This window comes from Bacillus sp. DU-106, assembly GCF_004799705.1.
GTDB classification, from domain to species: domain Bacteria; phylum Bacillota; class Bacilli; order Bacillales; family Bacillaceae_G; genus Bacillus_A; species Bacillus_A cereus.
This window is the reverse complement of record NZ_CP026607.1, coordinates 2,269,040-2,283,461: the sequence shown is the minus strand read 5'-3', so window position 1 is coordinate 2,283,461 and position 14,422 is coordinate 2,269,040. Positions and strand designations below refer to the sequence as shown.

Sequence of the window (14,422 nt, the reverse complement as noted above, 5' to 3'; positions counted from 1 at the left end):
AAAAAGCTATTTCTGTTTCATTAAAACCTCGATCATATAATCAAAGGATCCTTCTTTCGCTCCAACAGATACTTCCATCATTTTAATATAAGCCTTAGCTCTTCTCATCATTTCTTCCGGTTTCCACTGAAATAAACCATCATCAAATATGACTTGTGCTGAAGAGAGTAATAATTCAATTGTTTCTTGTGGGTATGGAGTATAAAATATGCCTTCTTCTATTCCTTGCTCTAAAACTTCCGTTAATACAGGAGATAAATGTATAATGGATTGCACTAAACTTTTCTGATGCATTTCTGCATTATTTGGTTGATGGAATTGTTCAATCATTTTTTCTTTGACATCTCCTGATTTTGGTGATTGTTCCATTAAAATTTTAAATAACTTATCTAAAACGGGGATATCGGGATTGGAGACAATCCTTTTCGCCTTAGTGACATCCTCTTTAATAATCCTCATAATGATTTCATCCATTACTTCCTCCTTCGACTTAAAATAATGATAAAACGTCCCCTTTGCTATACCTATTTCTTTTAAAATGTCATTTACGGTTGTTTTCGTATAACCTTTCGTAAGAAACAAACGCTCAGCTGTTTCTAAAATTTCCTTTCTACGCTCCTCATACTCCTTTACAATTCGCATTCAAGTTCTCCTTCCCACCTGACCGACTGTCGGTCTATTAAAATTATATGTTTAGTTTGCAAAAAGTTTCCTATTATCGTACATATACAACACCATACTTTCTATTTCCTTTATAAATTTTTATTTTTTAACGTCCGCTCAATTTGTTTAAAACGTATCTCATGTTTCTTATCGTCACCTTTCATTTTAGGAAAAGAACGATGCCCTCCGCTTGATCCTATTTTTCTCAATTCTTCATCCAGACGCACAACACTTTGTAGTTTTTCAGCTCCTTCACCACAAGTAAGCGCATCTCCTTTACATCGATGACTTCAAAAAATGACAATTGATTCATACGACACGGTTCCCCTCCGTTCGATCTATGTTCTTATCAATGGAATATTTTGTTGAGTTCCGATATGTAATATTGCATATTTTGTACTTTTAATTTTTGCACATGCGATAATTTATTTATAAAAATATAATTATTGATAAGGGTAATTTATATGAGCAAGTTCCGAAAGAAAATGATTAAATATTTGCAAACATTTTGGGGATGCTTAGCATTTGGTGTATTAATGTTTGCTATCTTCTTAATTACGGATTTAACAGATGCATCTTTAAATACATTAGGCTGGAGAGACTGGCTAGGTTCTGTAGCAGGCGCAACCATTTTATCTGTTGGAATATTTACTTTAAATAAATTGAATTTAAAATAAATATTCGGTCAATACTGTATGTAGGCTGTATGCCAACATTCATTTAAAGTAGTCTTCTCTGTATCTCCTTGTATTGAGCAGTTAGCTTTTGCTAGCCGCTCTTTTATTTTGTTCCGGTTCTTGCCTCTTAAAGAACTCTTTATCTACTTTCCCCCTAATAAGTACACATATCTTATCTATTCCCCATTACTACAAAATGAAATCTTTATTTTGTTTTACGCGTCGCTTCTTCAATCAGCCAAGATACAATATTAAAATCATTAGCATCACCCTTTAAAGATGTTCCGTTCCAAAAGCATTCTTTCATCACTTCAAGTAATTCTTCAACAACTTCAATTCATCTCATATTCATTTTCCCTTTCTTCCAAATAACTATTTTGTTTTACTAATTAGCTGATTAATTTCACAAACACCTTTATCAAACATTCCACGTTTCTTCACCCCGTGAATATTTTTCAAATAAAAATACATACTATTTTCAAGCCGCCGTGTCCACGGCTAATACCTCTTTCTTTTGTTACAGCAAAAGCAGGTAGGTTCTTCACTTATCTGCTTTCTCTGTATATTTTTTAAGAAATCGAAAATAATACCAACAAGCTGTTTGAACTAGCAGCTTCACTCTTCTCGCAATGGGGATGCAAATTATCACAATTAGCTAACTCATTGAACTCACTGGCAGACAACCAAAATCGTTGTCTGCTTTTTGTATGAGATTTTTCGTTTTACATATACTACTTTTGAACCTGCAGACCAATACGAGCCATTTTTGTGCTTGGGATTTCCCTTCCGGGGATAAGTATTTTTTACTTATCCCTTTTTTGTATAGACACGTATATTTAGGGTAAAACTAATTACAAGCAGATTTTCTGTTTATGCGTAGTTCTAAACAAGATTACTTTTTCTCCTATTAAAGGACGGCAGGTACGACTGCTAGTCCTTTTTTCTTATTTCGCATATTATCACTACATTACCTTCATCGTCGTAAGCAATTTCCTCATAAGGATGGCAGTGTTGCTTCTCGAGTTCCTCATCGATCAAAACTAACAAATTAGTTTTCCAGTTTCCAACGATCGTACACCAATACGAGTTTAATCCTTCATAAACTTCTCTTGTTCTATTTCGATAATTGCGGAATGTGTAATGAAAATACTCGCTCGCTTCAATACCTTTTTTTAACCAAAGTGTTCTGCTGAATGATAGTAATACCCTCGCTCTAATGGTTTTGGACTATAAAATTTCCTTTATAAATTCCAAATACGGTGAATGAAATTTTTGTTTTTTTCTTGCCATCATCCTTGTTGTATACAAACAAAAAAAGAGCCACAATATTTTGCGACTCTTTTACAATTATAACTATTTAACGGCCACGTCTTTGCTGACCTTGCTTTGTACTACCTTTTTTATTACTTGGCTTATTAAATGATCGGTTATTTTCATTTCTAGAACTATTTCTCGAACTATTTCTTGAATCACTTCTCGAGCTATTTCTCGAATCACGTCTTGATTCACTTCTTGAACCCTCGCGGCTATCTCTTTGACGATTTTGACCTGATTTCTTCGGAGCCGGCTTTGGTACCGGTTTTCCATTTTCATCTACACGTTTTATCTTCGGTTGTTCGATTATTTCTCTTTGTATTGGTGCACCAAGCGTTTTTTCAATTTCTTCTAAATGTTTTTCATCTTTCGCTGCAACGAACGTAATTGCAAGACCTGATCCACCTGCACGTCCTGTTCGGCCAATGCGGTGAATATAACTTTCTACATCTTCAGGGATATCAAAGTTAAATACGTGCGTTACACCATCTACATCAAGTCCACGAGCTGCTACATCCGTTGCGATTAAGTACTGAATTTTAGCTTCGCGGAAACTCTTCATAACTCTTTCACGTTTCGCTTGAGGTATATCACCATGAAGTTCAGCACAATTATAACCTAATCCTTTTAAATTATCATAAAGCTTACTCGCTCTAACCTTTGTACGACAGAAAATAACAGCTAAAAATGGCTGATCACGATCCATAACAAAACGAAGTGCATCTGGCTTTGCACGGTCTGTCGTCTCAATGACACGCTGCTCAATTGTATCAACCGTTACTTCTTCACTTTGTACTTGAATCATTTGCGGTTCATCCATATAACGCTTCGCCAATTTTTTAATATCTTTTGGCATCGTTGCTGAGAATAACATCGTTTGTTTACTACCTGGTGTCTCATCTAAAATATCTTCAATATCATATAAGAAACCAAAATAAAGCATTTGATCCGCTTCATCTAATACAATTGTTGAAAGATTACTTAAATCAATTGTTTCACGGCGTATATGATCTAATAATCGTCCCGGTGTTGCTACAACAATATGTGTATTACCTTTTAATTTTCTCAACTGTTGCGCAACATCTTGTCCACCATATATCGCTAGTACATTAATATCTTCTCTTTGAACAAGCATTTTTTTAATTTCAGTTGTAATTTGCAGGGCTAATTCCCTTGTTGGCGCAACGATTAAAGCCTGGACATCACTACACTCTGGATCAATTTTTTCTAAAATCGGTAACACGAATGCTAACGTTTTACCCGTTCCTGTTTTCGCCTGCCCAATAATATCTTTACCTGACAGAATAACTGGAATTGCCTTCTCTTGAATTGGTGTTGCTTCTGTAATTCCATTTTCACGTAATGTATGATTAAAAGTTTCACTAATTCCTAATTCTAAAAAGTTTTTCAAATAGACCACTTCTTTTCCTTATTTTTCACATTAGCTTTCATTGTACCATTTGTTTCGCCAAATATGAAAAATAAAAAAATTCTTATCTTCTTTTTTTATATTCATCCTGTACTAGATGAACAAATTCTTTTTGCTTTTTCTCAGATTTTATTAATGTTTCCATGTTAGTAGAAGACAAAATGAACTTCTTAATTTTTCTATTACTCCAAATTAAACTTGTATACTTCGGATCTTCATGTAGATTTCGAAACCACTCTAATTCACTTAATTTTGCGATATGGTGTTTCAATTTCATGTCATTTCGAGGATAAAATAAAATGATATCTGCTATTACATCAAATAACGAACCCATTTTCTCCCCCCTATACCCTTGCTCAAATTATATATATTCTTCTTTACATATATATTTCAATTTTACCGAAATATAATGTTACTGATTTGGTTGAAATCGCAAAATATATGAACTAAAAAACCGATCTTTTCGATTTAGGAAAGACCGGTTTTCATTAATTTATACAGTAAGCTTTCCTCCATGATAGCAATAATACTGTGCTGCTTTAAAACTTTTAATCCTATTTAAAGACTGTTTCGCTTTTTCTATATCCAAACAAAAATTCGGATTAGCTATTACTAACTCACGATTCTCTTGAACAGCCGCATCTCCCGTAATTACACAGTCTAAATTCGGAAAATATAATGAAATATGCCCCGAGGTATGTCCTGGCGTTGCCACTACTTGACATTCATTATTCAAAATCATTTGACCATCATGTACTTTTTCATCGACGGAAATATGTTTTATATTTTTTAACTGTTGTATAAACCATTTGCCAAATTCTTTTTCTTCATTTGGCATACGTTCTAACATTTCTTCAGCTTGAACTAACCTCTCTGATTTTATATCACCATTAATATAGTTAGATTCAATTTCACTAGCAATAACATTAATATTTGGATATTTCACTTTAAAATCATATACAGCCCCTATATGATCGTCATCATAATGGGTAATAATTATATTCTTTAAGTTTTTCATCTCATATCCATGTTTTAATATTGCATTTTCAATTAAAGGTAAAAAACTTGGATATCCTGTATCAACTAACGTTAATTCATTATGTAATATAATTAAACTTGGATAAATACATTGTTTTTGCCCGTTAAATTCGAATTCAATTGGTAGTTCTATTATTTTCATTTTTCTTCCCCCATACCGCTTATAAAATGCATAATAATAACTAAATCATACACATACATTTTACTGTACACATCACAAATAATTTGAATCCAAATATCCATTTTGTTAGAATTCACGTTTAATGTGTAATTTCTATATAACAAAGAAAAAAGCACCCGTTATGGATACTTCCTTATCTTACCTGCTCAACTACATAAATCAAATTGGGTCTATCCGAAACCTGATATGTATAGTCTTCATTTTTATGCATATATGTTTCTATCCTATTTATCACTTTAAACATTCTGTCTGAATTCGCACTGAAACGAGATACTGAATCACATAAAACTATTGACCCTTTCTTATAAAAATTTATAATTTCATAAATATCTCGTTCTAAACAAACTTCTCCTACTTGCAAATCCTCTTTCGCTTCATAATTATAAATTCCCATTCTCATTTTCCCCTCAAATTGTATTTTTTCTTACAACATCCCCTTGTTACATAAATAATACCACGATAAAATTCTCAAACTCAAACTCATCGGCTTCATTTGAGAAAATAAAAAAGCCATCACCGAAGCGACAACTTTTAAAAAAATGGGAGAAAAGAGAGGAAAAATGGTTCGAACCAAAGTAACACCTGAAATGCTAGATGAATTGGCTAATCTTGCAATTAATACCAGAATTACATTAGAAGCCTATGAATCACCACCGAGTAAAGAGGCTATTTAAGAATTACAAAAGTTCTCATCAATAAATGCACCCTTAGATTATTTAGAAGTAATTCAATATTGTACGAATGCAGAGATTAATGTAGAAAATGAACTTTAATACGTATTACCACCAAACGTTACCTGCGTAGTACCTTTACTTGGAACGAACACATACTATGTAACGGAACACTGTTCAAAATAATCCACATTATAATATTTTGAACAGGTATTCCCCTATTTTTATGGAAATATATAATTAAGAAAAACAATAAAATTGATTAATCTCTCACTTCTTTGTCCATCCTTTTAAAAAATCTATGTTTTTGTAAAAGGAGTGTTTATATGGAGAAACAGACACTTTGGAAAAAGTTCAGAAAAAGCTCTGTAAACCTCGGTAAATCCAGCGTATATGAAAGTATTATTTTATTCTACACAATGAAAAAGCAAGAATTACCTACTAAAGCAAAATTCATAATATTAGCCGCTTTATCTTATTACGTATTAACAATCGATTTCATTCCAGATATAGCTGCTATTATTGGGATTGGCTTATTAGATGATGTTTTAGCAATCGCTGTAGCGCATAAATACGTTATGAGACACGCAGATGCTGAAATTCGAGAGAAGAGCAAAGTAAAGATGGAGTCATTATTTACTTCAGCACAAGCATAATTAAACTATCTAGTCATTTACCATGAGAGCATTGCAGAATAAATTCCTAAACAGTAAAAGAATTTCTCTTAGTCCTCAAACCGTAAACAAATAGGGTGTCAGCACTTGTTCCTAAGTTCTGGCACCCTTTTATTTGTTCTTATTTCTATCTGTTATACAGTTTCATGCGTTCCCTTATATAAAACTGCTATTGCCGCTACTATAAGAATCATACCCATAAAAGCAGGTGCGGCATGACCAAGTGATACATAGATTTGTCCTCCAAGAATAGGACCAATCATTCTTGCTAAAGCTTGAATAGATTGGCTTCCACCTTGAATCCTTCCTTGTTCACTAGAACTGACAGACTTTGAAAGCATCCCGTTGAATGAAGGTCCGAAAATTGAATCCCCAAAACCATACATCAGCATCCCAATGATAAGTAGTGGATAGAGTGAAAACAAAGCTGATGCCGCAATAAAACTGTATCCTATAATCTCCGAAACCATCCCAAGAATTGCTATTTGTTTATCACTAAGCTTGATCAAAAGCTTTGGCATGATAAAACTTTGTGAAACAATGTCTTGAAAGCCCAAAATTGAAAACATAAGTCCGATTAATGCAGGTTTCCAACTGAAAGTATCCATTGTAAATTGCGTGAAAATTGATTGTAAAGATCCGTTAGGTATCCAAAGTAAAAACGCTGAGACAAGTAACCACTTTAAATTTTTCATGGAAAGTATGTTTGCTAGCTGCGCAAAAGGATTTAACCTTACAAACGTAATCTCTTTCAACCTATTATTTTTGTCAAGGCTCTCAGGCATATATTTGATCCCATATACAACATTTATTAACGTTATGATTGCACCAAAATACAAAGGTACAGTATCACCAAACTTGGCAAGTACCCCCCCAATGGTTGGGCCAATGATAGTTCCCGCACCTACAACTGCACTCACCCATCCAAAATATTTCGTTCTCTGTTCTTTTGGAATGATGTCTGCAAAATATGCGAAGATAGTACTTATGCTCCCGCCTGTTATTCCTTCTATTATGCGTCCAGCAAATAGTACCCATAAAGCTCCTCCTATTCCCAAAACTAAGTACCCAATTGCAGAACCAAATAAGCATATTAAAAGTAATGGACGACGGCCATGCTTATCGCTTAAAGCCCCGAGTACTGGGGCAGCTAAAAACACGCAAGCCGCATATACGGAAGTTAGTAGTGTAACAACTAATGCTTGTTCTTCCGGATTACTTATATATGGCTGTACTAAGAATGGCACTACAGGCATGATGATACTGAAACCTATACCACAAAGAAATACAGAAATAAGTCCGAATAGTAAAGCATGTTTATCTATGTTTTTTTCAGTTTTCCTTTCATTTTGTGATCTAAATATAGACATTTAACTTCTCTCCTAAAAAAATGTTGCTTTGTCAACAAAATAATAACTCTATTTTGTTGATTAGTCAACAAAAATAAAAATAATAAAAAAGCAGCCTATTCTCATTAGAGTAAGGCTGCCCGTAAAAGCCCGATTGGTGAGGGCTGATAATCAGTGGAGATGAAGACCCCCCACTGATTAAAGTTTCACTTTATTATTAAAATATATTACGATTTAATATGTATACCTTGTTTCTTTATTTCTGCATCCAAATGTCTACTATACTTTTCCACAAAGCTAATTATACTGTTGAATTCTTCTTCAGTTACTTGTTCAAATACAGCTTTATCTCGCTCTTGAAACTCTTTGTGCAGATTTTCATGGATTTTATAAATTTCTTTCCCTTGTTCGGTAAGCCTAAAATAAATTTCTTTCTTATTTTCTGACTTTTGGTAGCTTTCAACAAGGCCTTTTTGTATGAGCTTCTTAGTCATTCTACTTATAGCACCGCGAGTCACATAAAAAGCCTCTGCGAGTTGTGTCACGTTAGAATCTGCATTGTTTTCAATATATTCAATGCAGTGGACTTCAGAAGACTTAAAACCTTTAAGACCCTCTTCCATCTTATCTTTATTAAGCCAAACCAGCTTATTATATAATTCCCTGAAACCGTTCATGACCTGTTCTTCTTTATTCATGCCCTGCCCTCCTCACCGCTCATTAGCACATTAAAACTATTATATTAAATTTCTGCTTACGTTTCGACAATATTGAAATAATTATTATAACATTAAAGATATGTGTAAAAATAGGCGCTTAAATAAAATAATTTTTAAACAGCAAATTTTGCAAGTTTATTTCTACTTACAGTAAACGGTAGACAAAAAGTAAGAGCTAAGATCATTTCTCTTAGCTCTTCTTTCATAAAACTATTTCACTTCATTAGCGACAAAAAAGTGCTCACATACACTTGATATGCGCTGTAAGTCCACGTTCCCACCAGATATAACAGCTACTACTTTTTTCCCTTTTATATAACTATCAACTTTTCCTGCAAGAAGTGCAGCAGTTGCTAATGCACCTGCACCTTCTACAACAGCTTTCCCACGTTGTAATAAATCTTTCATCGCTACTTCCAGCTCTTTTTCTGATACAGTTACAATATCATCTACTAATTCTTTTACAATTTCAAATGTTAATTCACCTGGTATTTTAACTGCGCAACCATCTGCAATAGTAGGCGCCTCATAGTGTTCTACGATTGCTCCTTTATCGTAAGATGCCTTCATTCCATGAACATTATCTGCTTGGACACCAATTATATTAATGGATGGATTAAAAGATTTCAATGCTACAGAAATACCAGAAATAATTCCGCCTCCACCTATTGGTACAATGACAGTATCTACATCCCACATATCATCAAGAATGTCTAATCCAATTGTACCTTGACCAGCCATTACCTCTACATCATCATATGGATGTAAGTATGTTTCACCTGTTTCCCTTATAATTTCTTCACATTTTACCTTTGCATCATCAAAGGTTTCACCATGTAAAATCACTTCAGATCCATATCCTTTTGTTGCTTCAACTTTTGCCTGAGGTGCAGAAATTGGCATAACAATTTTACTCTTAATACCGAGTAAATGAGCAGATAATGCAACTCCTTGTGCATGATTACCTGCTGAACATGCAATTACACCTCTTTCTTTTTCTTGATCCGTGAGCCGCGACATTTTATTAAATGCGCCACGAAATTTAAAAGAACCCGTTAATTGCATATTTTCTAATTTCAAATGAATTTCTCCACCCGTTTTACTAGTCAAGTAAAAAGATTTTACTAATGGCGTTTTACGAGCATTTCTATCTAGAATTTTGTGAGCTTTTTTAATATCGTCTATATGTAATGGTAGTTTTCTAGTTATCATACTGACACCTCTTCCAATGTTCTATTCCTAAGTTTTCGTAAGTCGTAGCTCCTTTATACGAAAAGAAAAAGTCTTTATATATGTACCCCACTCTGAAATAAACACATTTGCAAACAATTTAACATCCTCTTCATATCGCGTTCTTTATAATGATTTAAACATGCAATTTGGATCCAATTATTCTTTTGTAAATAAGATGACTCATAATGAACGATGTATCCTTGTAATGCTAATGTATCGCCTACTACTTTAGAAGAATAATCTTCGCTCAATACAATAGTAAGTATAATTGGCGCGGCATGTTCTTTAGGTGAAACAAGCTTTAAACCCATATCAGTAATAACTTCTTCAACATAATCATATGTCTCTTTAATTTTTACAAATGCCTTTTCATCTTCAAATCTCTTCAACGCTTCTTGCAATGCATAAATTAAATTCCATGATTGTGAGTATGGAATACTTTCATTTTCTTCATACATGCCAATGTCCATATAGGCCGGCACAGCCTCGTTTATTTTTACAATGTGGTTATGAAAAACGAAAGAAATTCCTGTATATGATTTAATCGCTTTACCGCTAACACCACTTGCAAAATACACATCCTTCAAGTCTAATGGTATTGCTCCAATTGAGCTTATGCAATCTACACACAGTTTCATTTGATTCTCGTTACAAAGAGTATTTAGCTCGTTTAAATCGTTTAACATTCCAGTAGATGTTTCATGATGAACAAACCAAATCCATTCATAATTTCCAGTTGTCATAATTTCTTCTAATTCGGTATAAATAAATGGATCTCCCATTTCCTTTTTATACGTATCAAAATGTAACCGTGCTCGTTTTGCATGTCCAACTAATCTATTACCAAATTCCCCATTTGTTAATACTAGTCCTTTCCCTTTTAAAGAACGTAACTGTAAAGCAATCGCATCATTTGCTAACGTCCCTGTTCCTAACATAAGCTGTACATGTTTTGCTTTTGTCATGTGAAGTAACCGTTTTTTCACATTGTCCATCATCACTTGAAATGACTTAGGGCGATGGGAAATAGGTCGCGTAGAAAATGCCTTTCGAACGTTCTCTTCAATATCTACTGGACCAGGTAAAAACGTATATTCTTTCGTCATAATCCCCCCAACACTCGACTCTTCAAACATAGCAGGGGTAACATACATTGGCTGGAAGGCTGCTTCTTCTGTACCAACTAACGTATGGAAAGATTTGAATCCCATTTGCTCATATAAAGCTAGTTCACGTGTTGTTGCAGAAATGAGTGCTAATTCATATCCATTTAGAAGCAAATAACGATGTAGAAAACGAATTAATCCTAACAACGCTCTTCCATTTCTATATTCACGTTCTACTGAAAGTAAACGAATTTCATACACTTTTTCTCCATGCTCTTGCAAATAAATATCTAAATTTGAAATTTTATAATCTAACGAGAATGGTCGTTTTCCCCGCACTGCGACCATACCTACTAATCTATCCTCATCTAAACAAATTAAATATGTATTTTCTATATGAAACCGATCTATACGAAACCGTTCTTTCGTTTCTTCATGTTGTGGTATCTCTTCTACAAAAGTTTTATAATTCAATTTATGTATACTTTCAAATTCCCAATCTTGATCAGCAACTTTATAAATTAACCCCATGCCTTATCTCCTTTATCTATTTAATAAAAAATGATAAGTGGAGATTATCCCCACTTATTAAACATTCATTTTATTCTCGATTTACATATAGAATGAGTACAATAATTATTCCACTTAATATAGTGGTAACAATAGAATAAGAATAAAGAATCATACAAATTGGTAAACAAGCAATCGTAATTAGTCCTGGCTTCGTAAACCCTTTAAATATTAAATAAAATACAATAAAAATGCCTAAGAGGGTAAGCGCTATCAAATAATCAAATGCGATTAGTCCTCCTATAAATGTTGAAATACCTTTACCGCCCTTGCCTTTAAATAAAACTGGATAAATATGTCCAATAATAACGGCCAATAATGTTAACATTACGAATGTAGGATCTTCAAAAAGGTATTTTGCTACAGCAACAACGATTGCCCCTTTAATTGCATCACCTAAAAATGTAGCAATGAAATACCCTTTTCCATATACGCGCCCCATATTTCTTGCGCCAGGATTTCCGCTTCCTTCATCCCTAATATCAACGTTATGTCTCAATTTTGTTACTATATAAGCGGTCAATATGTTTCCAATTAAATAAGAAGCCACCAAATATAAAAACTGCATACTATTAATCATGTAATCATTCACTTTCTACATGGGAATACATATACAATATTCAATTACTACGTATATTGTACGTTTTTAACATACATCCCTTTATACATTTTAACATCATATTTTTACAAATCATACAAAAATTCTCATACCTATTTTTAAAAATATATATCCCTCATTAAATAATATGTTCCTTTCACTGCCATTTCTGCTTGTGATACGAGTGTAATTTCTTTCATACTTTCTTCACACCATTTCTTAAATACAGCAAATATTTCAGGAACTAAACGCAATATACTGCCACTTACTGCAATTGGCGTTGAGTGCTTAAAGTTCAACTTGTTATAAACATTTACTGTAATCCTTGCTAATTCCTTTCCAGCTTGCATCATAATTTCATGCGCATCATCATTGCCATCTCTCGCTTCCTGAATAACTAATGGGGCGATTGCTGCAATTTTATCTTTAGAAGAAGTATATACTAAGCTTTTTATATGAGACGGTGTCAAAAGTTGAAACTGGCTTTGAATATTCAAACTCAATGGACAAAGACTGATTCCTTGATCGAACTGAATTGCCATTTTCTTTAAAGCTTGTAATGCAATCCAATATCCGCTCCCCTCATCTCCTAAAATATGTCCCCATCCACCGCTATACTGATATACTTCTCCTTTTTTTCCTATACAAATTGCACCTGTACCACCTATAGTTAATATTCCATCCTTACCTTTTAAAGCAGCTGCATGTGCGATCATTACATCATTAAAAATTTCAATTTTTGTTCCGTATTTCTTTTTTAAACGTAATGTTAATTCATTTGTATTCGCTCCGCTTATACCAGCTAATCCTAAACAAACACAAACACAATGCCCATTTATTAAACTCTTCTGGCATTGATTAATTGCTTCCATAATATGCACAAGAGCTTCTTCAAAATCTATTAATATGTTTCCAAAACCACTGGTAGCTCTTACAAGTTCATTTCCGTCTTTATCAAATGCAATTGCCTCGGTCTTCGTTCCCCCGCCATCTACTCCAATCATATACTTCATATGTTCGCCTCATTTTCATTTGCGTATGGAGGGAATGTTATATTCCCTAAAATTATGGAATTCTTAGCACCTGTTGCGCTCGGCACATTACTCGGATTACGATGATACGTTTCGTTTGCTAAAATAGCAAATGCAATTGCTTCTTTCGCTGCTGAAGAATGACCAATATCTTCTTGTATACATATGCTACATTTCTCTTCTCTTAATCCATTCCGTAACATTTCAACAAGTGTATTATTATAACTTCCACCACCACCTAAAATCACCTCATCAATTTCATAATACGGCAAAATAAACGCCTTATAATGATGAACAATTGAACATGCTGTAAACATCGTGACAGTTGCCAATATATTTTCTTTACTATGCTTTTTAAATCGATTCAATAATTCAGTCACAAACGCTTCTCCAAACTGTTCTCTACCTGTTGATTTTGGTGGTTTCATGTTCAAAAATGGATGGTTCATACAGTATGTTAAAATTTCATCTACAACTACCCCCTGCTTTGCAATCCAACCATTTTGATCATATGGTACATGAAATAATCTTTGACATACTTCATCGATTACCATGTTGCCTGGTCCAGTATCGAAAGCAATAACACTCTCTTTACTTCGTTTACTTGGAACCACTGTAACATTACCAATCCCACCAATATTTTGTAGTAGTCTATTTTTAGTTTGATGCCGATATAAAATAATCTCTGAATATGGTACAAGTGGTGCACCTTGTCCCCCTGCCGCCATGTCCATCGTTCGGAAATTCGAGATAACCGTCGTGTTCGTTTCATATGCTATTACTGCTGGTTCCCCAATTTGCAATGTTGAAGAAATAATATTCCCTTCTTGCTTTGGCTGATGATAAATCGTTTGTCCGTGAGAGCCTATTAAATCTAATTGTCTCAAAGGAAAATTGGCTTCTTTACAAACTTCCTTTACAGCATTGGCGAAGCATAAACCAAGTTTAAAATTTAAACTACATATAAGTTGGACATTCGAAGTTTCAATTGATAACGCTTGTTGGATCTCATTTTTCATATCATTACAAAATGGAACAGTAGTAAAATGGATGAGTTGGATTTTAGAATCTACACCACTTCCTTCTATATGAACGAGCGCTACATCTATTCCATCTAATGAAGTACCAGACATTACCCCTGCAATATACATAACGTGCATGACCTCCTA

At 33.8% G+C, this 14,422-nt stretch carries 14 protein-coding genes; 2 read left to right on the top strand and 12 right to left on the bottom strand.

The window, feature by feature from the left end:
- Positions 1 to 6 precede the first annotated feature (6 nt).
- Complete coding sequence (locus tag C3Y97_RS11765; protein ID WP_001223581.1) at positions 7 to 642, bottom strand: TetR/AcrR family transcriptional regulator; 636 nt, start codon at positions 640 to 642, stop codon at positions 7 to 9.
- A 485-nt stretch (positions 643 to 1,127) separates the two neighbouring features.
- Here C3Y97_RS11765 and C3Y97_RS11760 point away from each other — a divergent pair, with 485 nt between their 5' ends.
- A complete protein-coding gene (locus tag C3Y97_RS11760; RefSeq protein ID WP_000033157.1) occupies positions 1,128 to 1,340 on the top strand; it encodes a hypothetical protein in 213 nt (70 codons plus the stop codon).
- 1,357 nt (positions 1,341 to 2,697) lie between these two features.
- On the opposite strand, the gene C3Y97_RS11755 is transcribed toward C3Y97_RS11760, so the two are convergent.
- The 4 genes from C3Y97_RS11755 to C3Y97_RS11740 form a co-directional block, all read right to left on the bottom strand.
- Positions 2,698 to 4,074, bottom strand: a complete 1,377-nt coding sequence (locus tag C3Y97_RS11755) for a DEAD/DEAH box helicase (RefSeq protein WP_002164545.1) — start codon at positions 4,072 to 4,074, stop codon at positions 2,698 to 2,700.
- Between the two features lie 73 nt (positions 4,075 to 4,147).
- Positions 4,148 to 4,417, bottom strand: a complete 270-nt coding sequence (locus C3Y97_RS11750; RefSeq protein WP_000535037.1) for a hypothetical protein — start codon at positions 4,415 to 4,417, stop codon at positions 4,148 to 4,150.
- Between the two features lie 159 nt (positions 4,418 to 4,576).
- Positions 4,577 to 5,263, bottom strand: coding sequence for an MBL fold metallo-hydrolase (locus C3Y97_RS11745; RefSeq protein ID WP_000691158.1), 687 nt, complete (start codon positions 5,261 to 5,263; stop codon positions 4,577 to 4,579).
- Positions 5,264 to 5,435: 172 nt separating this feature from the next.
- Positions 5,436 to 5,696 carry a hypothetical protein gene (locus tag C3Y97_RS11740; RefSeq protein ID WP_000513517.1) on the bottom strand — a complete coding sequence of 87 codons (261 nt, stop codon included), beginning with the start codon at positions 5,694 to 5,696 and terminating at the stop codon, positions 5,436 to 5,438.
- Between the two features lie 603 nt (positions 5,697 to 6,299).
- Between C3Y97_RS11740 and C3Y97_RS11735 the strand changes: the two genes are divergently transcribed.
- Positions 6,300 to 6,629 carry a YkvA family protein gene (locus tag C3Y97_RS11735; RefSeq protein WP_000415095.1) on the top strand — a complete coding sequence of 110 codons (330 nt, stop codon included), beginning with the start codon at positions 6,300 to 6,302 and terminating at the stop codon, positions 6,627 to 6,629.
- A 152-nt stretch (positions 6,630 to 6,781) separates the two neighbouring features.
- On the opposite strand, the gene C3Y97_RS11730 is transcribed toward C3Y97_RS11735, so the two are convergent.
- From C3Y97_RS11730 to anmK, 7 genes are all read right to left on the bottom strand, one after another.
- Entirely contained in the window at positions 6,782 to 8,017 is a 1,236-nt protein-coding gene (locus tag C3Y97_RS11730) for an MFS transporter (RefSeq protein ID WP_000021830.1), read from the bottom strand.
- Between the two features lie 206 nt (positions 8,018 to 8,223).
- Positions 8,224 to 8,694: a MarR family transcriptional regulator gene (locus tag C3Y97_RS11725; protein WP_001030904.1), complete on the bottom strand. Its 471-nt coding sequence runs from the start codon at positions 8,692 to 8,694 to the stop codon at positions 8,224 to 8,226.
- A gap of 231 nt (positions 8,695 to 8,925) precedes the next feature.
- Positions 8,926 to 9,927: a bifunctional threonine ammonia-lyase/L-serine ammonia-lyase TdcB gene (gene tdcB / locus C3Y97_RS11720; RefSeq protein WP_000632959.1), complete on the bottom strand. Its 1,002-nt coding sequence runs from the start codon at positions 9,925 to 9,927 to the stop codon at positions 8,926 to 8,928.
- A 74-nt stretch (positions 9,928 to 10,001) separates the two neighbouring features.
- Positions 10,002 to 11,585 carry an aminotransferase class V-fold PLP-dependent enzyme gene (locus tag C3Y97_RS11715; protein WP_136363390.1) on the bottom strand — a complete coding sequence of 528 codons (1,584 nt, stop codon included), beginning with the start codon at positions 11,583 to 11,585 and terminating at the stop codon, positions 10,002 to 10,004.
- A gap of 70 nt (positions 11,586 to 11,655) precedes the next feature.
- Positions 11,656 to 12,204, bottom strand: coding sequence for a glycerol-3-phosphate 1-O-acyltransferase PlsY (gene plsY / locus C3Y97_RS11710; protein ID WP_000610870.1), 549 nt, complete (start codon positions 12,202 to 12,204; stop codon positions 11,656 to 11,658).
- A gap of 137 nt (positions 12,205 to 12,341) precedes the next feature.
- Positions 12,342 to 13,235, bottom strand: coding sequence for a BadF/BadG/BcrA/BcrD ATPase family protein (locus tag C3Y97_RS11705; RefSeq protein ID WP_136363388.1), 894 nt, complete (start codon positions 13,233 to 13,235; stop codon positions 12,342 to 12,344).
- Positions 13,232 to 14,404, bottom strand: coding sequence for an anhydro-N-acetylmuramic acid kinase AnmK (gene anmK / locus C3Y97_RS11700; protein ID WP_000274979.1), 1,173 nt, complete (start codon positions 14,402 to 14,404; stop codon positions 13,232 to 13,234). Before anmK ends, C3Y97_RS11705 begins: the two co-directional genes overlap by 4 nt.
- Between the last annotated feature and the right edge of the window lie 18 nt (positions 14,405 to 14,422).